This window comes from Bradyrhizobium sp. Cp5.3, assembly GCF_000426265.1.
Classification (GTDB): domain Bacteria; phylum Pseudomonadota; class Alphaproteobacteria; order Rhizobiales; family Xanthobacteraceae; genus Bradyrhizobium; species Bradyrhizobium neotropicale.
Map to the genome: position 1 here is coordinate 66269 of NZ_AUFA01000017.1, position 26812 is coordinate 93080.

Sequence of the window (26812 nt, forward strand, 5' to 3'; positions counted from 1 at the left end):
CGGCAAACCGCTTCACACTTTGCCGGATCATGCCCTAGTTCTTCTCGATCCGGATGACCTGCGGCCGTCCGCTGATCACCTTGTCGCGCTGAACGGCGGCGAGCGCGCGGCGTACAGCGTCCTCATGGGTCGCATAGGTGATCAAGATGACGGGCACGGGCACAGCCTTGCCGCTCGTCGGCGCAACGCCGCCATTCGGATGGCGCTGCACGATCGACTCGATCGAAATCTTCTGCTCGGCGAGCCGGGTCGCAATGGCAGCCGCAGTGCCCGGAAAATCGCGCGCCAGGAGGCGAATGTAGTAGCCGCCCTCGTGCCGCTCCATCGGCGCCTTCTTGGTGTCGTGCAGATGCGAAACGGGCCGGCCGAACGGATTGGCGCGGATGCCGCGCGCGACATCGGCGATGTCGGCGACAACCGCCGATGCGGTCGCTGCTCCACCGGCGCCGGGGCCGACCAACGTAATCGGCGGAATCCCCTCGCCGTCGATGGTGACCGCATTGGTAACGCCCATCACCTGCGCGATCGAGGAGGATTTCGGTACCATAGTCGGATGCACGCGCTGCTCGATGCCCTTGGCGGTGCGAACCGCAACGCCGAGCAGCTTGACGCGGTAGCCAAGATCGGCAGCCGCGCGCAAATCCTCCGGCGCGATGGACGAGATACCTTCGACATACACCGCGCTTTGAGCAACTTTCGTGCCGAAGGCGAGGCTCGCGAGAATGGCGAGCTTCTGCGCCGTGTCATGACCATCGACGTCAAAGGACGGATTGGCCTCGGCGTAGCCGAGCCGCTGCGCGTCCTTCAGGCATTCGGCGAAGGACAGGCCTTCCTGCTCCATCCGCGTCAGGATGTAGTTGCAGGTGCCGTTGAGGATACCGTAGACGCGGTTGATGCCTGTTCCGGCAAGCCCTTCGCGCAGCGTTTTGATGACAGGGATCGCAGCGCCGACCGCAGCCTCGAAATTCAGCGCGCCGCCGTGCTTTTCGGCTGATTTGGCGAGCTTGATGCCGTGCTTGGCGAGCAGCGCCTTGTTGGCGGTGACGACGGACTTGCCGGCGCCCAGCGCCGCATCGACCGCCGAAAGCGCGGGATCGCCCGCCCCGCCCATCAGCTCGACGAAGCAATCGACCTCGGGATGGGTCGCGAGCGCGATCGGATCCTTGGCCCATTCGACGCCGCGCAAATCGATGCCGCGCTTCTTCGCCTTCGAACGCGCGGTGACGGCGACGACGCGAATGCCGCGGCCGCTGCGGCCCGCGAGCACGCGAGACTGGGTTTCAATCAGGCGGACAACTTCGGCGCCCACAGTGCCGAGCCCCGCAATACCCACTTTCAGGGGTGCGACCATGACGCGAAAAAACCTGCCGGAGAGAACTAACGACGATTGGCGAGCGGAACGACGTTGTGCAACGTTTCGATGCCGCTTTCAAGGAAGCGGCGCACGCCGCGCGCGGCCTGCCTGATCCGTTGCTCGTTTTCCACCATGGCGATGCGGACATATCCTTCGCCATGCTCGCCGAAGCCGACGCCGGGGGAGACCGCGACGCCGGATTTCTCCACCATCAGGGTTGCGAACTCCATGCTGCCGACGCTGCGAAACGCTTCCGGCAGCGGCACCCAGGCGAACATCGAGGCTTCCGGCGGCGGAATGTCCCAGCCGGCGCGGCCGAACGACTCCACCAGCGCATCGCGGCGCTTGCGATAGGTGTCGCGCATCTCCTTGATGCAATCGTCGGGACCGTTGAGCGCCGCGGTCGCCGCGACCTGGACCGGCGTGAACGCGCCGTAGTCGAGGTAGGATTTGACGCGCGCGAGCGCGGCGATCACGCGCTCGTTGCCGACGGCAAAGCCCATGCGCCAGCCGGCCATCGAATAGGTCTTCGACATCGAGGTGAACTCGACCGTGACGTCCATCGCGCCCGGCACCTGCAGCACCGAGGGCGGCGGGTTCTGCTCGTCGAAATAGACCTCGGCGTAGGCGAGATCGGACAGGATCAGGATCTCGTGCTTCTTCGCGAATGCGACGAGGTCCTTGTAGAAGTCGAGGCTCGCGACATAGGCGGTCGGGTTCGAGGGGTAGCAGACGACGAGCGCCAGCGGCTTCGGGATCGAATGCACGATCGCCCGCTCCACCGCTTCGAAGAACTGCGGCGTCGGCTCCGACGGCACCGAGCGGATCACACCGCCCGCCATCAAAAAGCCGAAGGCATGAATCGGGTAGCTCGGGTTGGGACAGAGGATGACGTCGCCCGGCGCGGTGATCGCCTGGGCGACGTTGGCAAAGCCCTCTTTCGAGCCGAGCGTCGCCACCACCTGGGTGTCGGGATTGAGCTTCACGCCAAAGCGGCGGGCATAATAGGCGGCCTGGGCCCTGCGCAGCCCAGGGATGCCGCGCGAGGCGGAATAGCGGTCGGTACGCGGCTTGCCCAGAGTCTCCTTGAGCTTCTCCAGCACATGCGGCGGGGCCGGCAGGTCCGGGTTGCCCATGCCAAGGTCGATGATGTCGGCGCCGGCATTCCGTGCGGCCGCCTTGGCCCGGTTGACCTGTTCGAACACGTAAGGCGGCAGACGTCGAATGCGGTAAAATTCTTCCATGGCTCTCTGGGCTCCGGGCAACCGGTCAGGATAGAATCGAACGGCCTTCCAAGGACCATCGAAGAGGGATCCAGTTCCTGCGCGAAAATCACTCCAAATCAAACACTTAGAGCAATTTCCAGCATCAGGGGCTGAACTCCTTCACCCCAACTTTCGGCTGAATTGACATCTTTTAGCACGGACCGGCGGGCGCGCCAGCGATTACGTTGCAGCGCCTGACTCCGCGTTCCCTACTTGGCATCCTTGGCGGCAACGGCCTGGCGATCGCGCGCGGCGGCGAGCTCCGCCTCGATCTTGGCGCGCTTGTCGGGCGGAATGGTCGCCTGATCGCGGTCCGGCGGCAGGTCGTGCACCGGCAGATAAGCGCCGGGCTCCTTGGGATGCGCCTGCGCATCCGCGGGCGTCAGATCCGCGATCTGGCTGGAGCAGCCGGCAAGCGCCAGCGCCGCGATCAGCAGCGCCCCGCACGCAAGCCGCGTCTTTTGCAGGTCCCTCAACGCCAACACTTGGGAAATCCCCTATTCGTCCCAACGCCAGGCTGTCGGAGCTTTACCCGACAACCTGCCCAAGCTCAAACCATTGCTGCCCCAAATGGTGCGAGCGCGAAAACATCCGAGAGCCACCAACCCGCCAGGTGCGGTTTGATTGTGACGGAACCAAGAAATTTTGTCGCAGTGCAACACATCTTCGAGAGTGTTTAACGCCAAACATGCGAGCTTCGCGGTGACGAATACGGAATGAATCGTTACTGTCTTGCGCATGAGTACCCTTACGCCCGACACGCCTACGTCTGAAAAGAAGTTCGATGCGGAAGCCTTCGCGATGAACGTCGCGCGGGCGCTGGAGAGCAGCGGCAAGGCGCTTGCCGCTTACATCAAGCCGCGCGAGAGCGGCGAGGTGCAGGACCGACCGCCGACCGAACTCACCGAAGTCGTCAAGACCTTCACGTCGGTCGCCGAATATTGGCTGGCGGACAGCTCGCGCTCGTCCGATCTGCAGACCAAGCTCGCCAAGGACTACCTCGACCTCTGGGGCTCCGCGGTGCGGCGCATGGCCGGCCAGGAGGCCTCGCCCGCAATCGCGCCCTCACCGCGCGACAAGCGCTTTGCCGATCCGGAATGGAAGTCGAACCAGTTTTTCGACTTCGTGATGCAGCTCTATCTGCTCACGACCAGATGGGCGCAGGAACTGGTGCACGATGCCGACGGGCTCGATCCGCACACCCGCCGCAAGGCCGAGTTCTACGTGCAGCAGGTCACCAACGCGCTGTCGCCGTCGAACTTCGTGCTGACCAATCCGGAGGTGCTGCGCGAGACGGTCGCAAGCAACGGCGAAAATCTTGCGCGCGGCCTGAAGATGCTGGCCGAGGACATCGCAGCCGGCAAGGGCATGCTCAAGATCCGCCAGTCCAATCCGGACAATCTCGTTGTCGGCGTCAACATGGCGACGACGCCGGGCAAGGTGATCTACCAGAACGAGATGATGCAGCTGATCCAGTATTCGCCGACGACGGAGAAGGTGCTGCGCACCCCGCTCCTGATCGTGCCGCCCTGGATCAACAAGTTCTACATTCTCGATCTCAAGCCGGAAAAATCCTACATCAAGTGGTGCGTCGATCAGGGCATCACCGTGTTCGTGATCTCATGGGTCAATCCCGACAAGCGGCTCGGCAACAAGAGCTGGGAAGACTACATGAAGGAAGGCCCGCTCACGGCGATGGACGTGATCGAGAAGGCCACCGGCGAGATGAAGGTGCATACCGCGGGCTATTGCGTCGGCGGCACGATGCTCGCCACCACGCTCGCCTGGCTCGCCGAGAAGCGTCGCCAGCGCGTGAGCTCGGCGACGTTCTTCGCCGCGCAGGTCGACTTCACCCATGCCGGCGATCTCCTCGTCTTCGTCGACGAGGAGCAGATCGCGGCGCTCGAGCACGACATGCGGGCGGCCGGCGTGCTCGAAGGCTCCAAGATGGCCATGGCCTTCAACATGCTGCGCTCCAACGACCTGATCTGGTCCTATGTCGTCAGCAACTACCTGAAGGGCCAGCAGCCGAGCGCGTTCGACCTCCTGCACTGGAATTCCGATGCCACGCGGATGACCCAGGCGAACCATTCCTACTATTTGCGCAACTGCTATCTGGAGAACCGGCTGTCGACCGGCACGATGGTGCTCGACAACACCCTGCTCGATCTCTCCAAGGTCAAGGTGCCCGTCTACAACCTTGCCACCCGCGAGGACCACATCGCGCCGGCCGAGTCGGTGCTCTACGGCTCGCAGTTCTTTGGTGGCCCGGTGAAATATGTGCTGTCCGGCTCGGGTCACATTGCCGGCGTCGTGAACCCGCCGGCCTCGAACAAGTACCAGTACTGGACCAACGAGAACATCAAGGACGTCAACGTTGCCCAGTGGATGAAGGATGCGGAGGAGCACAAGGGCTCCTGGTGGCCGGACTGGCGCGAATGGCTGGGCGGGCTCGATCCGGAGGAAGTCCCGGCGCGTGCGGTCGGCGGCAACGGCCTCGCCCCGATCGAGGATGCGCCCGGCAGTTATGTCCGCGTTCGCGCATAGCGGAATCTCTCGCGCTTTTGTATAAGCTTTCTTCTCGGACAGCGAGCAGAGGGACTGGTTATGACGCGCGAATTGTTCTGGCTGACACTGACGGTGATCCTGACCGGCATTCTCTGGATCCCCTACATCATCAACCGCTGCCAGGTTCGCGGCCTCGGCGGCGCCATGGCCAATCCCTCGCGCGGTGACAAGCCGCATGCGGAATGGGCGAACCGGCTGATGTTCGCGCATGACAATGCGGTCGAGAACCTCGTGATCTTCGCGCCGCTGGTGCTGATCCTGAACGCGATCGACTATTCCACGAAATGGACCGTGCTCGCCTGCGCCGTCTATTTCTGGGCCCGCGTCGCCCATCTGATCGTCTATTCGCTCGGCCTGCCGGTGTTCCGCACCCTCGCCTTCACCGTCGGCTTCCTCGCGCAGGCCGTGCTGGCGCTGGCGATCTTCAAGGTACTTTGAGCGCGCATCCGGGGCGTAGCGTAGCGGCGCGTTCGGAGCATGCATGCCGGCAAGCACCGAGGTCTGGATGCATACAGAGTCCAACCGGGACTTCCTCCAATTCCATGACCTGCGGCCGGACACTGTCCTGTCCATCATCGAACGCGCGCAAGTCCTCGCAGCGGCATGGAATGACCGCGCCATGCCGCAAAACCTCGCTGGCAAACGCGTGGCGCTGATCGTCGACGACGGTGGATGGCGGAATACGGCGGCGTTCGATCTTGGCATCCAGGCGATGGGCGGCATCTGCGTGCAGCCGCCGATCAAATTCAATGTCCGTGAAGCAACGGCGGACCTCGCCAGATATCTCGACAATTGGTTCGACGTCCTGGTGGTGCGCACTTGGGAGCTAGCGGTCCTGCAAGAGCTCGCATCGCGCGCCGACGCGCCGGTCGTCAACGCGAGAACGCGATCAAACCACCCCTGCGAAACGCTCGGCGATCTCGCCTACGTCAGGCACAAGAGAGCACATCTCGACGGCCTCAAGGTCGTCGGCGTAGCGCCCGATGACAACATCCTCCGCTCCTGGGTCGAGGCGTCCATCGCGCTTCCGATCAGCGTGACCCAGGCCTATCCGGCGGACTGGCATATCAGGGACATGGCAAGTCCGAACTTCACCGCAACGACCCGGCTGGACGCCTTGTTCGATGCGGACGTCATCATCACCGACTGCTGGCCCGATGGGGTGCGCGAAGATCAAGTCGAGGACTACCGGATTTCGGCCTCGATCCTGGACCGGTGCCGTCCCGACGTGATTTTTCTGCCCTGCCCGCCCGTCACCAGAGGTCAGGAGGTCAGCACTGACGCGATGTCGCATCCGGCGTGCCAGAGCCCGCCCGCGAAGGCGTATCTCCTGCATGCGCAGAACGCCCTGCTCGAATGGGTCGTCGCATAGTTCCCTCGACGCCCAGGGTAATCGCATGTGACGCGAGAGCTTTGGGCGCTGAAGCCTCCACAGCGTCATGGCCGGGCTTGTCCCGGCCATCCACGCCTTGCCCCGCGGCACACTAAGAACGTGGATGCCCGGGACAAGCCCGGGCATGACGACCTCTCGTGATCGTTCATATGCGATGGCCCCGCCTCGACGCCGGGCTCCGTCGGCTCAAAGTACTGAGAGACGTAGGTCACGCAGGTGTCGTCTCGTGTCCCGGCTCTGCAGCGCACCGCACTGGACGATGCTTCGCATCGCCAGGGAAGCGCGCGCTGCGCTGCGTCCGGGGCACGAGAGGAGCCTACTCCTCCGGCAGGCCCAGCATCAGCCGCATGTTCTGCACGGCCGCACCCGAGGCGCCCTTGCCGAGATTGTCGAGCCGCGCGACCAGCACCGCCTGGTGATATTTGTCGCTGGCGAAGACGTAGAGCTCGAGCATGTTGGTCTCATTCAGCGCCTCCGGCTCGAGCCGGCCGCCCTTGGTCGCCTCGTTCTGAAGCGGCATCACCGAAACGTACTTTGAGCCGGCGTAGCGCTTTGCCATCGCGGCCTGAAGATCGGCGCCGCTCGGCTTGCCCGGCAGCGTGTCGAGCTGCAGCGGCACCGAGACCAGCATGCCCTGCCGGTAGTTGCCGACCGAGGGAATGAAGATCGGCCGCCGCGTCAGGTTCGAATAGAGCTGCATCTCCGGCAGATGCTTGTGCTCGAAGCCCAGGCCGTAGAGCTCGAAGGACGGCGCGCTGCCGTCCTCGAAGCTCGCGATCATCGACTTGCCGCCGCCGGAATAGCCGCTCACCGCATTGACGGTGACGGGATAATCCTGCGGCAAGAGGCCGGCATCGACGATCGGCCGCAGCAGCGCGATCGCGCCGGTCGGATAACAGCCGGGATTGGAGACCTTTTTCGCGGCCTTGATCTTGCCGGTCTGGTCCGGCGTCAGCTCGGGAAAGCCGTAAGCCCAGTCGGGCGCGACCCGGTACGCGGTCGAGGCGTCAAGCACCTTCGGCGCCGAGGCGCCCATGCTGTCGACGAGGGCGACCGTCTCCTTGGCGGCGTCATCGGGCAGGCAGAGGATAACGAGATCGACCTCCTCCATCAGCGCCTTCTTCGCCGCGGGATCCTTGCGCTTGTCGTCGGCGATGGTCTTCACCGTGACGTCGCTCTGGAGCTTGAGGCGCTCGTTGATGCCGAGCCCGGTCGTGCCGGAGCCGCCGTCGACGAAGACGGTGGCGGGCCTCATTGCCGCACCGGTGGTCGGTGCTTGCTTGGTGTCGGCGAGGCTCATGGCGCGCTCCTTTCGAGCATGTTCGTGTCGTCTGCAAAAACCTGATCAGTGAAGATTGGCGGCCGGCTCTGCCGCATCAAGTGTGAAATCTCTCTCGCGTCGGCATCGCCCTCGCCAAGCGCGTTTGCGACCGCCGCGAAATCGGCGTCCGATTTGTGCTGGTTGAGCTTGAAGCTGCCCTCGACCTCTTCAACCGTCATGACCAGACCAACGATCGCTTTCTTCATCGTCTCGCGCCGTCCGGCCGTCATCTTGGCCGACGTCCACGGCGGCTTCGGCAACAGCCAGCTCTCGAACTTGTCGCTGAGCACATCGATCTGCACCGACAGCTCATCATCCGACAACAACCGCACCGGGCCGCTCAGATGAACCGACTGGTAGAGCCAGGTCGGCACCTGGTCCGGCGAGACGTACCAGTCCGGCGATACATAGGCATCCGGGCCGCTCACCGCGAGCAGCCAGGACGACACTCCGTCCGCCAGCTTTACCAGCGGATTGTGACGAGCAACGTGAAAGGCCGCGTGCGGCGTGCCGTCGTCGGCGTAGGTCAGGTAGAACGGCAGCGCAGACGCGACCGGCTTGTGGCCGTCAAAGGCGCACATCGTGCCGAAGCCGCGCTCGTCCGCGAATTTGAGGCTCGCGGCGCGGTCCTGCTTGAAAAAGGGTGGCGTGTACATCGTGGTCTCCTGCTGGGCCTCCTCGGGGGAGCCGCCGGATCAGATCGCGCTGACAGGAGAGAGAATGCCGCGGATCGGGTCCAGCGGCAAAGACGATGATCTCAAACGCGATCGACCGCCCAAACCGCTAGGCTGCGGCGGCGGCGACGGGCGAACAGGATGGTCGCGGCGTTGATCATGGCGCGCGGCTATAAGCCCAGGCGCGGTTCCCGTCAAGGTTCAAGCCATCAGAAGAACCGCCAGATCCATTCCATGATCTTCGCGATCACATCGCCGAACATCAGCAGCACTGCCGCCCAGACCAGCGCCGAGACGAAGTTGGCGATCTGGAAACTCCAATAGGGCATCTCGAAGATGCCGGCGGCGAGCGGCACGGAGGCGCGTAAGGGGCCGAAGAAACGTCCGATGAAGATGCTGGGCACGCCCCAGCGGCGCACGAAGGCCTCGCCCTTGGGAAGCAGTTCCGGATAGCGCGACAAGGGCCACATCTGGGCGACCTGTTCCTTGTAGCGATAGCCGAACCAGTAGGAGACCCAATCGCCGAGGGCGGCCCCGAGGCCACCGGCAATCCAGACCGGATAGAAGCTGATGCCGCTGACCCCGATCAGCGCGCCGATCGCGACCAGAGCGCCCCAGGCCGGGATCAGGAGCGAGATGAAGGCCAGCGATTCCCCGAAGGCCAGCAGGAAGACGATCGGAGCGGCCCAGGCCTGGTGCACGCGCACGAAGTCGGTCAGTGCGTGCGCATACTGCTCCATTCCAGATAGCCTTCCCGCCCCATCAAGGTCAGATGGAAAAGACTGGTAAGCCAAGGGCTTGCGTGACATCAAGTCACAAAGCCCGGTTAGAAGCGGACGGGGGTGTCAAATTGCCGGGATTTGGTGGGCCTGCGGCGTAAAATCGCCGGGATTGGCTCGCAACCACACCGCCCGGTTCGCCCTGTGGTCACCTTTTCGGGCCAGCCGTGCCATAGTCAGGCCAACCGATTCGCCGCCCATGCGGCCCTCAAAACGCATCAAGATATATGTCCAAGCAGTTGAAAACGAAAGCAAAAGACGACCTGTTCGGTGGCGGCGAGGCAAAAAAGCCCGCGCCGGCGAAAACCGCCTCGCGGGCAAGCGGCGGCGAGGCCGAGTACACGGCCGCCGACATCGAGGTGCTGGAAGGCCTGGAGCCGGTCCGGCGCCGGCCCGGCATGTATATCGGCGGCACCGACGAGAAGGCCCTGCACCACCTCTTCGCCGAAGTCATCGACAACTCGATGGACGAGGCGCTGGCGGGACATGCGACCTTCATCGAGGTGGACTTGAGCGCTGACGGTTTCCTGACCGTCACCGACAACGGCCGCGGCATCCCGGTCGATCCGCATCCGAAATTCCCGAAGAAGTCGGCGCTCGAAGTCATCATGTGCACGCTGCACTCCGGCGGCAAGTTCGACTCCAAGGTCTACGAGACCTCCGGCGGTCTGCACGGCGTCGGCATCTCCGTGGTGAACGCCCTCTCCTCCCTTCTCGAGGTGGAAGTCGCGCGTAGCCAAAAACTCTATCGCATGACGTTCGAGCGCGGCCACCCGAAGGGTAAGATCGAGGATCTCGGCAAGGTCAACAACCGTCGCGGCACGCGCGTGAGATTCAAGCCGGACACCGACATCTTCGGCGCCAAGGCCGCGTTCAAGCCGCAGCGTCTGTTCAAGATGACGCGTTCGAAGGCCTATCTGTTCGGCGGCGTCGAGATCCGCTGGAATTGTGCGCCCGAGCTGCTCAAAGGCATCGAGGACGTGCCGGCGGAGGCGACGTTCCACTTCCCCGGCGGCCTGAAGGATTATCTCGCCGCTGCGATCCACGCCGACACGCTGGTGCATCCCGACATCTTCTCCGGCAAGTCCGGCCGCAACGGCGCGCACGGCGCCTGCGAATGGGCCGTGGCCTGGACTGCGGACGCCGATGGTTTTCTCTCGTCCTACACCAACACCGTGCCGACGCCCGACGGCGGTACGCACGAATCCGGCCTGCGCAGCGCGCTGTTGCGCGGCCTGAAGGATCACGCCGAGCGCGTCGGCCAGGGCAAGCGCGCAGCCTCCGTCACCTCCGAAGACGTGATGGTCGGTGCGGCCGTGATGCTCTCCGTGTTCGTGCGCGAGCCTGAATTCCAGGGCCAGACCAAGGATCGTCTGGCGACCGCCGAAGCGCAGCGCATCGTCGAACAGGCGATGAAGGATCCGTTCGACCACTGGCTCTCGGGCAATCCGAACATGGCCAACAGGCTGCTCGACTTCGTGATCGATCGCGCCGAGGAGCGCCTGCGCCGCCGCCAGGAAAAGGAGACCGCGCGGAAAACCGCCGGCAAGAAGCTGCGCCTCCCCGGCAAGCTCGCCGACTGCACCGACGCAGGCACGGAGGGCTCCGAGCTCTTCATCGTCGAGGGCGACTCGGCCGGCGGCAGCGCCAAGCAGGCGCGCGACCGCAAGACCCAGGCCGTGCTGCCGCTGCGCGGCAAGATCCTCAACGTCGCCTCCGCCGGCAAGGACAAGTTGACGGCGAACGCGCAGCTCTCCGATCTCGTGCAGGCGATCGGCTGCGGCCAGCTTGCACAGTATCGCGAAGAGGATCTGCGCTATCAGCGCATCATCATCATGACCGACGCCGACGTCGACGGCGCTCACATCGCTTCGCTGCTGATCACCTTCTTCTACCGGCAGATGCCGCGGCTGATCGATGAAGGCCACCTCTTCCTCGCGGTACCGCCGCTCTACAAGCTCACCCATGGCACGAAGTCGATCTACGCCCGTGACGACGCGCACAAGGAGGCGCTGATCAAGAGCGAGTTCAACGCCAACGCCAAGGTCGAGGTGAACCGCTTCAAAGGCCTTGGCGAGATGATGCCGGCGCAGCTTAAGGAAACCACCATGGACCCGGCCAAGCGGACCTTGCTGAAAGTGGTCCTGCTGGCCGATGACCGCGACACGACAGCGGATTCGGTGGAGCGCCTGATGGGTACCAAGGCCGAGGCCCGCTTCGCCTTCATCTCGGACAAGGCCGAATTCGCCAGCGAGGAGCTGCTGGACGTCTGAAGCGGCGACTTCCCCTCAAAAGCCCCGGCTCGGCCCGGGGCTTTTTTGCTCGCGGTGACGGCACTTGCTTCGTTCCAAAGATCCATGCGGTCAGCCAGGCCTCGGTTAATCCCGACACGCCGGACGCGCGCCGCGACTCGGCCAGCGACTCACAGGTGCCGAGGCCGAGGCAGGATTGCCTCCATTCCGGACGAAGCCGAGTTTGCTAACGGGAGGTTACTGGACACCGAATCCACAAACCCTTCCAATACACTGAAATTGCAATACTTTTCTGAATCTAGCAAGGACGCCGCAAATGGCCGCCGACGGGCGTTTTCCGGCGACTGTGCCTGCCCGGCAACAGCATTTTGGTCGGAACCGTCTATAGTCCGGGCATCAGATCACTCGGACTTCAGTGCGCTCGCGCCTGCCAAGCAGACCAAAGGTTGGGGATTTTAACATGAAGAAGATTTTGCTCGCTCTGACCGCGGTTGCGGCGATGACGGGTTCGGCCTCGGCGGCCGACCTCGCGGCCCGTCCGTATGTGAAGGCCCCGATGCCCGCTCCGGTTTACAACTGGACCGGCTTCTACGTCTTCGGCGGCGGCGGTGGCGGCCTCTCGAACTCCGACCAGTTCATCCAGACCACGACTGGCGCGGTTCCGCTCACCATCACCCAGCGTCAGGGTGGTTCGGGCTGGTTCGGCACCGTCGGTCTCGGCTACGACTGGCAGTTCAGCGGCACCTGGGTCGCCGGCGTGTTCGCTGACGGTCAGTTTGGCAGCATCCGCGCCACCGTGCAGGATCCGTTCGCACAGATCACCGCCAACCAGAAGCTGGAAGACTCCTGGGCCGCTGGTGTTCGCCTCGGCTGGCTGGTCGCTCCGAACGTTCTGTCCTACGTGAACGGCGGTTACTCCGGCGCCCACTTCGGCAGCGCCAACTTCACGACGCTGACCGGCGCGGACGCAGGCATCCACGTCAACGGCTTCAACCGCAACGGCTGGTTCATCGGCGGCGGCGTCGAGAACAGCCTGAACATCTTCGGCATCACCTCGCCCGGCTGGTTCATGAAGACCGAGTATCGTTCGGCCTTCTACAACACCAAGACCGAGACCGAGCTCAGCAACATCACCAACCTGCCGACCCCGGGTCGCGACATCCGCGCCAACAGCTGGAACCAGACGATCTCGACCTCGCTGGTCTACCGCTTCAACTGGACCGGTCCGGTTGTCGCGAAGTACTGATCCGGCCTAAATCGCCAGACGTCAAAGCCCCGGCATCGCCCGGGGCTTTTTCGTTGCGGCACTCAATTCCCCACGCGTGCTTTCAGCAACTGGCAGGCGCCCCGGAGTTGCGCCTCGATTTCGCTCCGTTCGGCATCGGCCGGTCGCGCCGCGCGTGTCGCGATAGGCCATCGCCTCGGCTGGCGCGATGCCGAACCGCAAGATATCGGCGTCGTCCGAATCTTCTTCGGCCCGGCCGCCCGTTGTATCCGAACCGAAGCTACGGCTAGTCTGCGCCCAAGTTTTCGCGACTTGGGGCAATCGTTCATGCCGCAGCGCGACAGAAGCAGTGCGATGGAGAGGAAACGATGCGCAGATTTCTGCTGATCGCAGGCCTGTTTGCTCTCGCCGTCGGCCTGCTCTGGATCGGACAAGGCACGGGTACTGTTCCCTGGCCCCGATCGAGCTTCATGGTCAACCAGCTGCAATGGGCCGGCTATGGCGCAGCCATGGCCGGCTTCGGACTGGTCCTGATCTGGCAGAGCAACCAATAGAAGAAACGAAGGAATAAAAACATGACATCCAGTCGGTTCGATCTCCGCGGCAAGGTCGCGGTCGTCACGGGAGGCAATGGCGGCATCGGGCTCGGAATGGCCCGCGGGCTCGCCGACGCCGGGGCCGACATCGCTGTCGTCGGGCGCAACGAGGCGAAGTCGAAAGCGGCGGTCGAAGATCTCAAGCAGCGCGGCGTCAGGGCCATCGCCGTTGCCACCGACGTGACCGACAAGGCCGCGATCGAAGCCATGGTCGCGCGCGTCGTGAAGGAGCTCGGCCGCATCGACATTCTGATCAACAATGCCGGAATGAGCATCCGCAAACCGCCGCACGAGCTCGAGCTCGACGAGTGGAGCAAGGTGATCGACACCAATCTCACCAGCGCCTTCGTGTGCTCGAAGGCGGCCTACCCCGCGCTAAAGGCGTCGGGCGGCGGCAAGGTGATCAATATCGGCTCGATGATGTCGATCTTCGGCGCGAGCTTTGCGCCCGCTTATGCGGCGAGCAAGGGCGGCATCGTGCAGTTCACGCGCGCTTGCGCCAATGCCTGGGCGCCGGACAACATCCAGGTCAACGCCATCCTGCCCGGCTGGATCGACACCGACCTCACGCGCGGCGCGCGCCAGCAGGTCTCGGGGCTGCACGAGCGTGTGCTGGCGCGCACGCCGGCAGGACGCTGGGGCGACATCAACGACTTCGCCGGCATCGCCGTGTTTCTCGCCTCGCCCGCGTCGGACTTCGTCACGGGCACGGCGATCCCCGTCGACGGCGGCTTCTCCGTGATGGCCTGAAGCGCGCCTTGCCTAACTAACGCAGCAAGAAAGCCCCGGGCATCGCCCGGGGCTTTCGTTTGTCAGACGCGTTGCGCAGGGCTCAGTAGCGCGCGATGACCGGCGCGTCGAATTTGTAGCTTCCGCGCACGACCGCCCACTGAATGTCGCGCGGCTTGGCATCGAAAGTGTAGTTGGCCGTGGTGCCGCCGAGCTGGTAGGTCTGGCCGCCGAAGGCCGCATAGTTGTACTCGAGGCCGATGATCCAGTTGCGGGTGATGCCGTATTCCCAGCCGGCGCCGATGGTCCAGCCGTTGGCCCAGTGGGTCTGACCGCCAGAGCCCAGTCCGGCCGCGTCGGCGACGTTGAGACGGTTGTTCACGCCGGCATAGCCACCCTTGATGTAGAACAGATTGTTCTGCACGGCGAAGCCGGCGCGCCCGACGACCGTCGCGAGCACGTTCGCGCGCCAGGTGAACACGTCGTTCCTCGGACCGAACACCGTGTTCACGACGGTGCCCTTGTTGTTGAGCCCGGAGATCGTTCCTTCCATGCCGAACACGTAGTTGTTGGCCTGCCAGTTGTAGCCGATCTGCGCGCCGCCCATGACGCCCGAGCCGCGCTGACGATAGCCCTGCCCCGGCGTCAGATCGCCGAAGCCACCACCGTTGCCATTGTTGATGAACTGCTCGTTGGTCCAGGCACCGCCGATGTGGCCGCCGACATAGAAGCCGGTCCAGTTGAAAATCGGCTCGATATAAGCCGGCGCCTTGGTGTAGGGCCGCGCGGCCAGATCCGCGGCGGAAGCAGCGCCGGTCGAAACGAGCGCGGTCGTGCAGGCAAAAGCAGCAATCAAATTGGAACGCATGGTACACCCCTTGTCCTCGATGGGGCGCACGCTCACAGACAGTTCTTACTAAAATTGGAATCAACCGATCGGGCGTGTCGGGATTCGTATTTTGACGTTCCGAATCCGGTTGCGCTGTTGCAGCGGCGCAACGCGCGGCAACGGATTTAATACGCTGTTATCCCTACCGAATTCTTGCGCGCGAGAGCCAGCGATCAGGGCATTTGCGCGGCCTTCGACGCGACATGCTCGGGCCGTATGCCGAGCGCGAGCAGGCGCGCCGGAATGCCCTGGAGCCACGGCACCGCCGTGAGCAGTCGGATGATCAGCGGCACCTTCAGCGGCTGATTGCCGGGCTTCAAGGCACCGCTGATGATGTTGTTCTGCACGACCACCTGCATCGCCTGCGTCATCTTCACCGGAAACTCGCGCCGCGCGCGCACCGCGTCGAGCTCGTGCTCTGACGGACAACCCCGGCTGATCTTGTCGGCAAGCAGATTGGCCGTCGCGACCGCATCCTGCACGGCGAGATTGACGCCGACGCCGCCCACCGGCGACATCGCATGCGCGGCATCGCCGATGCAGAGCAGCCCTGGCCGCGTCCAGTGTTTCAGACGATTGATCGCGACAGTGAGCAGCTTGACGTCGTCAAAGCTCTTCACATCGCCAATTCCGGATCGAAGCACTGGCGCCATACGCGCGACGTCGTCGAGCAGCGCCTGCAATCCCCTCGCCTTCACCGCCGCATACTGTCCCTTGGCGATGACATAGGCGCATTGCCAGTAGTCGCCGCGGTCGAAGGTGACCATCATCTTGCCGGGCTCGATGCGCGCGAACAGGTTCTCGGTCTCGTCCGGCTTGCGGCCGACGCGGAACCACAGCACATCCATCGGCGCGCCGATCTCGTCGACGCTGAGGCCCGCACGTTCGCGCACGATCGAATGCCGGCCGTCGCAGGCGATGGTGAGATCAGCCTCGATATCGAGCGGCCCCTCTGGCGTCATGGCACGCACGCCGGCGATGGGCTCGCCGCGCCGGATCAGGTCGACGGCCTCCGTGCTCATCATCACCTTGAGCGAGGCGAAGCGCTTGCCGGCCTCGCGCAGGAAATTCAGAAAGTCCCATTGCGGCATGAAGGCAATGAACGGGTATTTGGTGCGGAGCCGGCTGAGATCGGCGATCCGCACATGCGTGCCGCCGAACAGGCCGTCCATCGTCTGCAGGCGTTGATGCGGCAGCTTCAGGAAGCCGTCGATCAGACCGAGCTCGTCCATCACCTGGAGCGTCGAAGGATGCACCGTGTCGCCGCGAAAATCGCGGAAGAAGTCCGCATGCTTCTCCAGCACCACGACGTCGATGCCGGCACGCCCCAGGAGATAACCGAGCATCATGCCGGCGGGACCACCGCCGACGATGCAGCAGCGGACCTTGAGGGAGCGCCGTTCGGGCGGCTGTGGCGATGTGCCTGGGTCCATGATCGGCTCCCATTTACGCACTAGTTTTATTGCACCGCAGCAAGTCGCAATTTGGTTTGCTGCTTGCGCGAATGATCAGTAACTTTGTTGAAGTTTCTATTGATTTCAGGAATTTGCGTTGCGTACCGTACTTATATTGGTCGGCATCTGGATTCTGATCAACGTACTTTTCGTCGTGGTCATGATCCCGTCGCGCAAGCCGCGAAAGCCGGGCCCGGGCGAAACGGGAACGCTTGCCCCGGCGCGGATCGACCAGAAGGGCCACCCGGTGGAGGAGCAGGACAAGGTCCTGTTCCGGCACGTGATCATCTCGATCGCCCTGGGCGCGTTCTTCTCGCTGACGCCGCCTTTGATCGAGGCGATCGACTCCATCAAGCGCTTCTTCGGCAAACATCGCCAATAGCGACGTGCCCGAAGAGGGCCTTCTCAACGGATTGCGCCGGCTCCGGCCGGCGGCGACTGGCTCAATAATTGCTGCGGTTCGCCGAGCGGAAGCTCTTGATCTCCGAGACGCTGCCGTCGCGATAGGTCAGCTCGACCGAGATGAACTGCGTGCCCGGAGCGAGCTTCATGTAGAGCGGCATGCCTGCGGTGATCGCGCTGGGATCGCGCATGTCGCAGGCCGGCATCTTCAGCACTTGGTTGGGCACGGCGGTGTCAATGCCGATGCGGACCTCGCGGATGGCGCAGCGATACGACACGAGATGGGTGTAGTAGACGAGCAGCCCGTTGAATTCGCGGAACGAGAGCCAGCTCGTGGCGGTCATGTCGAGGATCTTGCGCTGGTCGCGGATCAGCGCGGCCTCGGGATCGAACTTGATCGGGAACGGGCCCTGCATGTCGCCGGAGGCGTCGATGTAGCGCACCTCGATCGTGCCGGCCTGCGCGTCCGGCGGCAGCTCGATCGACGGGTTCGGCACCCGCTTGCGCGTGCGCTGGTCGAGCGTATCGAGGAAGCCGGTCTCGCGGAAGTCGCCGCCGCCGGCCATGCGCCAGGAAATGCCGAGCGTCGGGTCGGCGAAGGAGAACGAGACGCTCCACCCGCCATTGTGGCGCGAAAAGCTCGCGATCGGGGCGTTGGTGGATTCCTCCTTCGGTACGCGCGGCACCGACACCGGCGGCAGCGCCGCGACCTTCTGCGGCGGCGGATCTGCCGGCCGCGCGGCCGCGGCCGCCGCATCCTTCGCGAGGCCGCTGAGGAAGACGTCGTCGACCATCTGGTCGAAATAGACCGGCACCTGCTTGTGCTTGACGGTATCGGCCATCTCGCTGACGAGACGGCGGGTGCGCTGCGCCACCTGCACCAGGTTTTCGCCGGGCTGCAACAGCTCCTTGGCGAAGGTGCGCGTGAACACCGAATTGGGGTTGGCGTCGTCATTCGACAGGCGATCGAGCGCGGTCTGGCGCGGGCCGGCCGAGAACACCGAGAAGACGCCTTCAGGCAGTTGCGTCATCGGCGCAAGCCCGCCGCCGCCGGCAACCGCGCGCGTGCCGGCACGCTCGAACGGGTTGTTGCGGCAGGCGTCGAACACCAGGATCGAGGTCCGCGCCTTCTTGTTCTGGAGACGCTCGACGATGCGATCGGCAAGGATCGAAGCGTCGCGCACCAGCTCTTCCTGGCCTTCAGTCGCCGCCGGCACGTCGGTCGGCAGCAGATAGTTCTGGCCGGCGATCTCGAAACCGTGGCCGGCGTAGAAGAAGAACGCAGTGTCGCCGGGCTCGATCGCCCTGTCGAAGGCGAGCAGCGTCTCGGAAAATTGCTGCCGGTTCTGGTTCTCCGCCACCATCACCGAAAAGCCGAGCTGCTTCAGCGTATCGCCCATCGTGCGGGCGTCGTTGACGGCCTTGAGCAGCTTGGGAACGTTCTTGTAGTCGTTATTGCCAACGACAAGCGCGACGCGCTTCTCGGCGTGGGCGCTACCCGCAAAGCCGCTCAGGCCTGCCGCCAGGCCAAGCGCTGCCAAAATTCTGAAAAGCCGACGCGCCATCGAAAATCCCCGTTGCGGAGGGCTGTCTGACCGGGTTCCTTCACCGGCCTTTGCCCCTGCCGCTGCTGATTTCATAGTCGGCCGAGCGGTGGTGACGGTTCAACAGGCGGAACCGACCGGCGCGACTTCTGACCTATGGCAGATTCCGCCGGAATCTGCTTTTTCTTCTGTAATTCCGTTTGAGACCGGGGACTGCCGTGTATCGCTGGTGCACCGACGAGGTCGAACCGCACGACCGCTTCGACTATTGGCGCGAGGTCCGCGCCAAGGGGCTGTTCGGCGTCACGGCGGAGCTCGAGCGGGAACGGCGCGCCGACTTCGTCGGCGAGTTCTCGCTGCGCAAGCTCGGCGGAGCCGGCTTTGTGGAGTTGAAGGCCTCGCCATACACCGTCGAGCGCAGCAAGGCCGACATCGGCTATGCCCCCGGTGACAGTATCTGCGTCTACCAGCAGCTTGGCGACGGCGGCTGGTTCGGCGGCCTGCGCGGCGGCGATTTCGCCATTCCCAATGGCAGCTTCGCCACCAGCCATACCGATCTGCCCTACCGCACGGTGCCGCTCGGGACTGCCGGATTTCACCTGCGGATCCTGAAAGTGCCCGTCGGCGGTATTCCAGGGCAGGACAAGCGCATGCGCGGGCTGGCGCCGAAGACCTTCACCGACTCCACCCTGGCGCCCCTGCTGAACTCCTGCTTTGCCGATCTCGGTGAGACTGCCGCAGACGATGCTTCGGCCGAGACCACTACGCTCGTCCAGGCGCTGGCCCATCTGGCGTTGATCGAGCGCGGCATTGTCGGGCCGGGCAGCCGGCGTGGCCAGGCCGCGCTGCGGACCGCCCGTCTCTCACTGGCGCGCCGCCTGATCGCACAGGACCTCCGGAATCCTGATCTGACGCCGACCATGGTGGCGGACCAGCTCGGTGTCTCCGTGCGCCACCTGCACATGCTGTTCGAAATGGCCGAGAAGAGCTTCTCGCAGACCGTCACGGACGAGCGCCTGAAGCAGAGCCGCCGGCTGATGCGCGAGGCGCCGGAACGGCTGATTGCGGACGTCGCCGCGGCCTGCGGCTTCGAGAGCCTGGCGACCTATTACCGGGTCTTCAATGCCGCCTATGGCATGGCCCCTGGCGATTTCCGGGCCCAGACCTCCGAGGGCGCCGACAGGCGTGGCTGAGGTTCCCGCCGAACTGCCAAACAGAGGTGGAAAAGCCAAGCTGCGCCCGCTATTTGGGCAAAAACCTCAGGTTTTTAAGGGTCTTCCCGCGCCCGCTCCATTGACTTTGGCCGATTCCCCCCTATGTTCCGGGTCGACGCGGCTCAAATCGAAGAGCGATTCCTGAGCCTGGCGCTTTGTTCGCGTAAGTCAGCACCCCAAGCTTCTTTGAGAGCGCGCCGTTTCGGGGTGGAACGCGACAGCCTTTTTACCCTCGATTCCGAACGGCGGTTTCGACCAGAGGCTCAATGTCTTTTTCAAATCTCGGACTATCCGAAAAAGTCCTCGCCGCAGTGGCGGCCACCGGTTACACCAACCCCACCCCCATTCAGGAACAGGCGATCCCCCACGTCCTCGCACGCAAGGACGTGCTCGGCATCGCCCAGACCGGCACCGGCAAGACCGCGGCTTTCGTGCTGCCGATGCTCACCATCCTCGAAAAGGGTCGCGCCCGTGCGCGCATGCCGCGCACGCTGATCCTGGAACCGACCCGCGAGCTCGCGGCGCAGGTGAAGGAGAACTTCGACCGCTACGGCGCCGGCCAGAAGCTCAACGTCGCCCTCCTGATCGGCGGCGTCTCCTTCGGTGACCAGGATGCCAAGCTGATGCGTGGCGTCGACGTCCTGATCGCGACGCCGGGCCGCCTGCTCGACCATACCGAGCGCGGCGGTCTCCTACTCACCGGCGTCGAGCTGCTCGTCATCGACGAAGCCGACCGCATGCTGGACATGGGCTTCATTCCCGACATCGAGCGCATCTGCAAACTCGTTCCCTTCACACGGCAGACACTATTCTTCACCGCGACCATGCCGCCGGAGATCCGGCGCATCACCGAGGCCTTCCTGCACAACCCGCAAAAGGTCGAGGTTTCCAAGCCCGCGACCACGGCCGTGACCGTCACGCAGTCCCAGGTACCCGCAGGGCGCGAGGCGCATGAGAAGCGCGAATTGCTTCGCCGCCTGCTCCGCGAAGCCAAGGACCTCAAGAACGCGATCATCTTCTGCAATCGCAAGCGCGAAGTCGCCATCGTTCACAAATCACTTCAGAAGCACGGGTTCAGCGTCGGCGCCTTGCACGGTGACATGGACCAGCCGGCCCGCATGGCGGCGCTGGATCAATTCCGCAAGGGCGAGCTGCCGCTTCTGGTTGCCTCCGACGTCGCCGCCCGCGGCCTCGATATTCCCGAGGTCAGCCACGTCTTCAATTTCGACGTTCCCCACCATCCCGACGACTACGTTCACCGCATCGGCCGCACTGGCCGCGCCGGCCGCACCGGTACTGCGATCTCCATCGTGACGCCGCTCGACCAGAAGTCGATGGCCGCGATCGAAAAGCTGATCGGCCAGAGCATTCCGCGCGCCGAGGGCGATTACGAAGTCCACGCCGAGACCGCCGAGCAGAGCGAGCGCCCGCGCGAGCAGCGCGGCCGCGAGCGCTCCCGTGGCGGACGCGGCAAGTCGCCGCGCGGTCAACAGCGCGGCCACGACCGTGAACGTAGCCACGAGCCGCGCGAACCGCGCAGCGAAGCGCGTCATGAATCCGAGGCAAGGCATGCGCCCGAGCCGCGTCGCGGCGGGCGTCAGCAGGCGAACCCCTCGCACGTGCCATCCATTGGCCGGCCCGAGCCGCGCCGCCAGCGCGAGGTCGATACCGAGCCCGGCGATCACTCGCATCTTCCGGCATTTCTGCTGCGACCGGTGCGCTCCCCCGCCGGTGCCTGAAGCGCGAATGCGGTTTGGTTGAAGAAAGCCGCTCTACACTTTTTCGGATGCGTTCGCGAACGGCCGTTTACCGACCGTTCACGATCGTCCGTTAGCCTACGAACATAATTTAAGCATTGCTGCGGTCGATGGCGCACCGACCGCTGTGGGGTATGTTCTGTGGTCAAGGTGCTCGATGAACACGAACGCACGATGGCGTTCGCCGAGGTAGCGCTCGGTCAAATCAGATCGCTGAAGCAGACCGCAATTCCCCGCAATTACGAGATCTGGTACGTCTACGCCACCGGCTACAACGCGCCGCTCAACAAGATCATCAACGAGACGCTGGCGCGCAACGGCAGGCTGACCGAAGCCGATCTCGAGCAGATCTACGAGACCTATCTCTCCCACATCAAGACCACCGACCGCATCGACAAGGTCGGCGCGCGCGTCATCGGCGAGATCGACGACGTCATGAAGGTCCTGAGTGAAGCGCTCGGGATGACCAGCTCCTACGATGTCAGTCTGTCGGGCGCGACGGCAAAGCTGGCCTCGGCCAAGAGCCGCGAGCAGATCAAGTCGATTGTCGAGACGCTGGTGCGCTCGACCAAAGAGATGCGCGACACCAACAAGGCGCTGGAAGACCGGCTGACGCTGTCGAAGAACGAGATCAGCAATCTCCAGCAGAGCCTCGAGGCGATCCGCGCCGAGAGCCTGACCGATCCGCTGACGGGCCTCGGAAATCGCAAATATTTCGATCGCATGATCGGCATGGCCGTGCAGAACGCACTCGCCTCAGGCGAGCCGCTGTCGCTGCTGCTGTTCGACATCGACCATTTCAAGTCCTTTAACGACTCCTACGGCCATCTCACCGGCGACCAGGTGCTGCGCCTGGTCGGCCTGTCGCTGAAGCAGACCATCAAGGGGCAGGACATTACCGCCCGCTATGGCGGCGAGGAGTTCGCGGTCGTGCTGCCCAACACCGCGCTGCGCCAGGCCCTCACGGTTGCCGATCACATTCGCCGCGCCGTGATGGCGAAGGAATTGAAGAAGAAGTCGACCGGCGAGATCCTCGGCCGCGTCACCATTTCCGTCGGCGTCTCCATGCTCAAGCAGGGCGACGACACCGACGCGTTGATCGAGCGCGCCGACGCCTGCCTCTACGCCGCCAAGCGCAACGGCCGCAACCGTGTGATCTGCGAGGCCGATCCGGAATACGCAGTCGAGACGCACAGCCGGGTGGCCTGAGCGACAGAGGCACACTGCAAGACCCTCATGGTGAGGAGGCGCGCCAGCGCCGACTTGAACCATGAAGACCGGTACCCCTCCCGCGTCCACATCCTTCGAGACGAGCGCTCCGCGGTCTCCTCAGGATGAGGTCGTCATACGCTGCGAGATCCTGGAAGTCGTAGGGTGGGCAAAGGCGCATCGCGCCGTGCCCACCATCTCCCAAAGATCACGATCCTGAGCGGTGGGCACGCTTCGCTTTGCCCACCCCACGGGCCGTACCCTTCTTGGCTTGCTTCTTCGCTGCGATCTTCTTCTTCGCAGTCTTGGCGACCTTCTTCACCGCCTTCTTCGCCTTGGGCCGCTTCTTCACCTTGGCGCGTTGCGCGGCCGCTAGCGCCGCCCTCGCCCATTGTGCCAATTCCTCGGAATCGTCGAACAGGCGCGCGGGCAATTGCCAGTAGGAGTTGACCGTCACCGTCTTGGCGCGGGTCTGGTATTGGAACGGCCCGGAGCCCTCGGCCTCAAAGCTCGGAATGGTCTGCTCGTCGGCGCGGAAGAACAGGCCGGCGCGCAGGGCCAGCGCAAAGTTGGTGCCATCGGCGGAGATGCCGTAGCCGGAGAACATTTTTCGGATGGTGACGGGGCCGAAATCGGCGAACAGGTCGATCAGGAATTCGCGGTCCATCGGAGGCCTCCCTGCACGCGCAAGCGAGTCCTCATAGCATCCTCGTCATTGCGAGCGAAGCGAAGCAACCCAGACTGCCTCCGCGGAGACGGCCTGGATTGATTCGTCGCTTCGCTCCTCGCAATGACGCCTAGGCTACCCCTCGACCTTCGCGGGCCGCAGCTCGACCGACTCGCCGCAGCCGCAGGCGGAGACCTGGTTGGGGTTGTTGAAGACGAACTGGGCCTGCATCTTGTCGGCCTTGTAGTCCATCTCGGTGCCGAGCAGGAACAGCACGGCCTTGGGATCGACCAGGATCTTGACGCCCTTGTCCTCGACGACCTCGTCGGTCGGGCGGATCTCGTGGGCGTATTCGACGGTGTAGGACTGGCCGGCACAACCGCCGTTCTTCACACCGACGCGCAGGCCCACGATCTCGGAATCGGCGCGCTGGGTCAGCTCCGTGATGCGCTGCGCGGCAGCATCCGTCAGCCGCATCACCTGCGGGCGCGGCCGCCGCGGCTTGGGGGTGGAAGCTGGTGTCGAGCCTGACGATACCTGGGTCATCTCAGTCATATGATCCGTTACGAGGCAAATTCAATGCCGGACGCGGCGTCACCACATGTTGAGCACGAGGCGCGCCTCGTCGCTCATCCGTTCGGGTGACCAGGCCGGCTCCCAGACGACCTTGACGTCGACCACGCCGACGCCGGGAACGCTGGCGACCGCGTTCTCCACCATGGTCGGCAGCTCGCCGGCAGCCGGGCAGTTCGGCGTCGTCAGTGTCATCAGCACGTCGACGGAGCGATCGTCCTTGATCTCGACCTTGTAGATCAGGCCGAGCTCGTAGATGTCGGCCGGGATTTCCGGGTCGAACACGGTCTTCAGGCCGGCGATGATCTCGCGCGTCAGTCGCTCGGTCTCCTCCGGCGGCAGCGCCGAATGGGTCTCCATCGGGTTAGCTTTGATTTCGGCCGTGTCACTCATGCGAACAGATCCCGTGCCTTCAGCAGCGCCTGTGCCAGATGGTCGACTTCTTCCCGCGTATTATACATGCCGAACGAGGCGCGGCAGGTCGCAGTCACGTTGAACCGCTCTAAAAGCGGCATCACGCAATGGGTGCCGGCGCGCACCGCGATGCCCTGGCGGTCGATCACGGTGGCGACGTCGTGGGCGTGCGCGCCCTTGAGCTCGAAGGAGATTACCGGGCCCTTGCCGCGGGCGGTGCCGATCAGCCGCAGCGAGTTGATTTCGCGCAGCCGTTCCTGGGCGTAGGTGACGAGGTCATGCTCGTGCGCGGCAATGCGCTCCTTGCCGATCGAGTTGACGTAGTCGATGGCGGCGCCGAGGCCGATCGCCTCGACGATGGGCGGGGTGCCAGCCTCGAACTTGTGCGGCGGGTCGCCATAGGTGACCCAGTCCTGAGCAACCTCGCGGATCATCTCGCCGCCACCGTTGAAAGGCCGCATCGCGACGAGGTGCTCGTGCTTGGCGTAGAGCGCACCTATGCCAGTCGGACCATAAACCTTGTGACCGGTGAACGCGTAGAAGTCGCAATCGAGGTCCTGCACGTCGATGGGCAGATGCACCGCGCCTTGCGCGCCGTCGACCAGCACCGGAATGCCGCGATCGTGGGCCAGCCGCACGACCTCCTTGATCGGAACGAACGTCCCGAGCGCATTCGACATCTGCGTGATGGCGACGAGCTTGGTCTTCGGCGTCAGCAGCTTCTCGAACTCGTCGACCAGGAAATGGCCTTCGTCGTCGACTGGCGCCCATTTGATCACCGCGCCATGGCGTTCCCTGAGGAAATGCCAAGGCACGATGTTGGAATGGTGCTCCATGATCGAGAGGACGATCTCGTCACCGGCCTTGATGTTCGGTTCGCCCCACGACGACGCCACGAGGTTGATCGCCTCGGTGACGTTGCGGGTGAAGATGATCTCCTCGGTGCGGCGGGCGTTGACGAATTGCGCAACTTTTATGCGCGCACCCTCATAGGCTTCCGTCGCGGCGTTGGCGAGATAATGCAGGCCACGATGCACGTTGGCATATTCGGATACATAAGCCTGCGTCATGCGGTCCAGCACGGACTGCGGCTTCTGCGCCGAGGCCGCGTTGTCGAGATAGACCAGCGGCTTGCCGTAGATCTGCATGGCGAGCGCCGGAAAATCCTGGCGCACGCGCGCGACGTCGTAGGCTCCGTTCAGGACCGCCGGATGCGTGCTCATGATCGCCGCTCCAGCCAGCGCTCGGCAAGCCCGATCACATGCTCGCGTAAATCATCGTCGGCGATCTGCTCGATCGCCTCGCCCACGAAGGCCTGGATCAGCAGCGCCTGGGCCTGCTTCTCCGGCAGGCCGCGCGCCTTCAGATAGAACAGCAGGCTGTCGTCGAGCGCGCCGGCGGTGGCGCCATGGCCGCAGGAGACGTCGTCGGCAAAGATCTCGAGCTCGGGCTTGTTGTCGGCTTCGGCCTCGTCGGAGAGCAGCAGCGCGCGGGTCATCATCTTGCCGTCGGTCTTCTGCGCGTCGGGACGGACGATGATGCGGCCCTGGAACACCGAATGGCCGCGGTCATCGATCACGGCGCGGAAGGTTTCGCGGCTCATGCAGTTCGGCACCGCGTGGTCGACCACCAACGTCAGATCGCCATGCTCAGTCTTCTTGAGCAGGTTCACCCCATTGAGCGAGAGCTCGCTGCCCTCGCCCGCGAACGTGATGAATCCCTGGAGGCGGCTCACTGCGCCGCCGCTGGTCATGTTGAAATAGTTGAGTTTGACGTTGGCGCCGACCGTCACGAACTGCGAGGTGATATTCACCGCGTCAGCCGCATCGTCCATCAGGCGGATATAGGCAACGTCAGCGTCATCGCCGATCCAGACAAGCACGGCGTCGTTGACCTGGTAGGCGCCGGCGCCGGCCGCGACAAAGCTCTCGATGATGGTCGGACGAGCCCCCTTCCCGATCCGCACCTGCGAACGGGTGAAGCTCGATGCGGACGGCACGGTCGCCACGTGAATGATCTGGATCGGCGCGGAGAGTTGCGCGCCGTCGGCGATCGACAGCACGACACCATCGGTCGCCATCGCCGCGTTCAACGAGATCATCGCGTCGGTGGATGCGGTCGTCAGGAGATCGGCGGCCTTGTCCAGCGTCTCGCGCAGGGTCGTCACACTCACACCGGACGGCAGCGCCTTCACGTCGGAAAGATCGGGCGCGAATACGCCGTCGACCAGCACCAGCTTGCGGGCGCCTTCATACGCATGCGCCTTCACGGCGTCCGCCGCACGGGACAGGGCAGCCGCGTCGGGCGCGGCCGCAAGCGGCAGCACCTCACCGACCATCGCGCGCAGATCGGTGTATTTCCACTCTTCGAGCCGGCGGTGCGGCAGGCCGAGACGCTCATAGGTCTCGAACGCCTCGCGGCGCACCGCAACGACGGCCGGCGAACCCGGCAGCCGGCCCTCGGCGCTGGCGAAGAGATCGCTCACCGCGCGGCCGCTTCCGGTCTTTGCCACAGCAACGTTCATCGCAAACAA

Annotated in this window: 25 protein-coding genes; 11 read left to right on the top strand and 14 right to left on the bottom strand. The window is 64.2% G+C overall.

Going from position 1 to position 26812, the window contains the following annotated elements:
• Positions 1 to 34: 34 nt before the first annotated feature.
• The 3 genes from K289_RS0122550 to K289_RS0122560 form a co-directional block, all read right to left on the bottom strand.
• Positions 35 to 1351 carry a homoserine dehydrogenase gene (locus K289_RS0122550; protein ID WP_027553609.1) on the bottom strand — a complete coding sequence of 439 codons (1317 nt, stop codon included), beginning with the start codon at positions 1349 to 1351 and terminating at the stop codon, positions 35 to 37.
• A gap of 26 nt (positions 1352 to 1377) precedes the next feature.
• Positions 1378 to 2598: an LL-diaminopimelate aminotransferase gene (locus tag K289_RS0122555; RefSeq protein WP_027553610.1), complete on the bottom strand. Its 1221-nt coding sequence runs from the start codon at positions 2596 to 2598 to the stop codon at positions 1378 to 1380.
• Positions 2599 to 2828: 230 nt separating this feature from the next.
• Positions 2829 to 3104: a hypothetical protein gene (locus K289_RS0122560; RefSeq protein ID WP_027553611.1), complete on the bottom strand. Its 276-nt coding sequence runs from the start codon at positions 3102 to 3104 to the stop codon at positions 2829 to 2831.
• Between the two features lie 253 nt (positions 3105 to 3357).
• Between K289_RS0122560 and K289_RS0122565 the strand changes: the two genes are divergently transcribed.
• From K289_RS0122565 to K289_RS0122575, 3 genes are all read left to right on the top strand, one after another.
• Entirely contained in the window at positions 3358 to 5166 is a 1809-nt protein-coding gene (locus tag K289_RS0122565; RefSeq protein ID WP_027553612.1) for an alpha/beta hydrolase, read from the top strand.
• A gap of 60 nt (positions 5167 to 5226) precedes the next feature.
• Positions 5227 to 5625 carry an MAPEG family protein gene (locus tag K289_RS0122570; protein WP_027553613.1) on the top strand — a complete coding sequence of 133 codons (399 nt, stop codon included), beginning with the start codon at positions 5227 to 5229 and terminating at the stop codon, positions 5623 to 5625.
• Between the two features lie 67 nt (positions 5626 to 5692).
• Entirely contained in the window at positions 5693 to 6559 is an 867-nt protein-coding gene (locus tag K289_RS0122575) for an ornithine carbamoyltransferase (RefSeq protein ID WP_027553614.1), read from the top strand.
• 337 nt (positions 6560 to 6896) lie between these two features.
• Here the strand turns inward: K289_RS0122575 and argC are convergent, their stop codons facing one another.
• From argC to K289_RS0122590, 3 genes are all read right to left on the bottom strand, one after another.
• Positions 6897 to 7880: an N-acetyl-gamma-glutamyl-phosphate reductase gene (argC, locus tag K289_RS0122580; RefSeq protein ID WP_027553615.1), complete on the bottom strand. Its 984-nt coding sequence runs from the start codon at positions 7878 to 7880 to the stop codon at positions 6897 to 6899.
• A complete protein-coding gene (locus K289_RS0122585) occupies positions 7877 to 8557 on the bottom strand; it encodes an FMN-binding negative transcriptional regulator (RefSeq protein WP_027553616.1) in 681 nt (226 codons plus the stop codon). The genes argC and K289_RS0122585 overlap by 4 nt, the downstream gene beginning before the upstream one ends.
• Before the next feature lie 227 nt (positions 8558 to 8784).
• The gene (locus K289_RS0122590; protein WP_027553617.1) at positions 8785 to 9315 is read right to left on the bottom strand and encodes a DedA family protein; all 531 of its coding nucleotides are present in this window, start codon (positions 9313 to 9315) and stop codon (positions 8785 to 8787) included.
• 266 nt (positions 9316 to 9581) lie between these two features.
• Between K289_RS0122590 and parE the strand changes: the two genes are divergently transcribed.
• The 4 genes from parE (at position 9582) to K289_RS0122610 (ending at position 14177) form a co-directional block, all read left to right on the top strand.
• The gene (gene parE / locus K289_RS0122595; RefSeq protein ID WP_027553618.1) at positions 9582 to 11627 is read left to right on the top strand and encodes a DNA topoisomerase IV subunit B; all 2046 of its coding nucleotides are present in this window, start codon (positions 9582 to 9584) and stop codon (positions 11625 to 11627) included.
• Between the two features lie 439 nt (positions 11628 to 12066).
• Complete coding sequence (locus tag K289_RS0122600) at positions 12067 to 12852, top strand: outer membrane protein (protein ID WP_027553619.1); 786 nt, start codon at positions 12067 to 12069, stop codon at positions 12850 to 12852.
• Positions 12853 to 13199: 347 nt separating this feature from the next.
• Positions 13200 to 13385 (top strand): hypothetical protein, encoded by a 186-nt coding sequence (locus K289_RS0122605; RefSeq protein WP_027553620.1) that lies wholly within the window; start codon positions 13200 to 13202, stop codon positions 13383 to 13385.
• 21 nt (positions 13386 to 13406) lie between these two features.
• Complete coding sequence (locus K289_RS0122610) at positions 13407 to 14177, top strand: SDR family NAD(P)-dependent oxidoreductase (RefSeq protein ID WP_027553621.1); 771 nt, start codon at positions 13407 to 13409, stop codon at positions 14175 to 14177.
• 82 nt (positions 14178 to 14259) lie between these two features.
• Here K289_RS0122610 and K289_RS0122615 read toward each other — a convergent pair whose 3' ends face one another.
• Together K289_RS0122615 and K289_RS0122620 are read right to left on the bottom strand one after the other, a co-directional pair.
• Positions 14260 to 15024, bottom strand: coding sequence for an outer membrane protein (locus K289_RS0122615; protein ID WP_027553622.1), 765 nt, complete (start codon positions 15022 to 15024; stop codon positions 14260 to 14262).
• Between the two features lie 194 nt (positions 15025 to 15218).
• The gene (locus K289_RS0122620) at positions 15219 to 16478 is read right to left on the bottom strand and encodes an FAD-dependent oxidoreductase (protein ID WP_027553623.1); all 1260 of its coding nucleotides are present in this window, start codon (positions 16476 to 16478) and stop codon (positions 15219 to 15221) included.
• A 118-nt stretch (positions 16479 to 16596) separates the two neighbouring features.
• Between K289_RS0122620 and K289_RS0122625 the strand changes: the two genes are divergently transcribed.
• Positions 16597 to 16881, top strand: coding sequence for a hypothetical protein (locus K289_RS0122625; protein ID WP_027553624.1), 285 nt, complete (start codon positions 16597 to 16599; stop codon positions 16879 to 16881).
• A gap of 61 nt (positions 16882 to 16942) precedes the next feature.
• Here K289_RS0122625 and K289_RS0122630 read toward each other — a convergent pair whose 3' ends face one another.
• The gene (locus tag K289_RS0122630; protein ID WP_027553625.1) at positions 16943 to 18466 is read right to left on the bottom strand and encodes a caspase family protein; all 1524 of its coding nucleotides are present in this window, start codon (positions 18464 to 18466) and stop codon (positions 16943 to 16945) included.
• 197 nt (positions 18467 to 18663) lie between these two features.
• Here K289_RS0122630 and K289_RS0122635 point away from each other — a divergent pair, with 197 nt between their 5' ends.
• The 3 genes from K289_RS0122635 (at position 18664) to K289_RS0122645 (ending at position 22625) form a co-directional block, all read left to right on the top strand.
• Complete coding sequence (locus tag K289_RS0122635; RefSeq protein WP_027553626.1) at positions 18664 to 19638, top strand: helix-turn-helix transcriptional regulator; 975 nt, start codon at positions 18664 to 18666, stop codon at positions 19636 to 19638.
• Positions 19639 to 19925: 287 nt separating this feature from the next.
• Positions 19926 to 21398: a DEAD/DEAH box helicase gene (locus K289_RS0122640; RefSeq protein ID WP_027553627.1), complete on the top strand. Its 1473-nt coding sequence runs from the start codon at positions 19926 to 19928 to the stop codon at positions 21396 to 21398.
• Between the two features lie 159 nt (positions 21399 to 21557).
• Positions 21558 to 22625 carry a GGDEF domain-containing protein gene (locus K289_RS0122645; RefSeq protein ID WP_027553628.1) on the top strand — a complete coding sequence of 356 codons (1068 nt, stop codon included), beginning with the start codon at positions 21558 to 21560 and terminating at the stop codon, positions 22623 to 22625.
• Positions 22626 to 22833: 208 nt separating this feature from the next.
• On the opposite strand, the gene K289_RS0122650 is transcribed toward K289_RS0122645, so the two are convergent.
• The 5 genes from K289_RS0122650 to sufD all read right to left on the bottom strand — a co-directional run bounded on the left by K289_RS0122650 (position 22834) and on the right by sufD (position 26803).
• A complete protein-coding gene (locus K289_RS0122650) occupies positions 22834 to 23292 on the bottom strand; it encodes a TfoX/Sxy family protein (protein WP_027553629.1) in 459 nt (152 codons plus the stop codon).
• A gap of 135 nt (positions 23293 to 23427) precedes the next feature.
• Complete coding sequence (locus tag K289_RS0122655; RefSeq protein WP_082907747.1) at positions 23428 to 23838, bottom strand: iron-sulfur cluster assembly accessory protein; 411 nt, start codon at positions 23836 to 23838, stop codon at positions 23428 to 23430.
• A 48-nt stretch (positions 23839 to 23886) separates the two neighbouring features.
• On the bottom strand, positions 23887 to 24258 hold the full coding sequence (locus K289_RS0122660) for an SUF system Fe-S cluster assembly protein (RefSeq protein ID WP_027553631.1): 372 nt from the start codon (positions 24256 to 24258) through the stop codon (positions 23887 to 23889).
• Entirely contained in the window at positions 24255 to 25502 is a 1248-nt protein-coding gene (locus K289_RS0122665) for a cysteine desulfurase (protein WP_027553632.1), read from the bottom strand. Before K289_RS0122665 ends, K289_RS0122660 begins: the two co-directional genes overlap by 4 nt.
• Positions 25499 to 26803, bottom strand: a complete 1305-nt coding sequence (sufD, locus tag K289_RS0122670) for a Fe-S cluster assembly protein SufD (protein WP_027553633.1) — start codon at positions 26801 to 26803, stop codon at positions 25499 to 25501. The genes K289_RS0122665 and sufD overlap by 4 nt, the downstream gene beginning before the upstream one ends.
• Positions 26804 to 26812 lie beyond the last annotated feature (9 nt).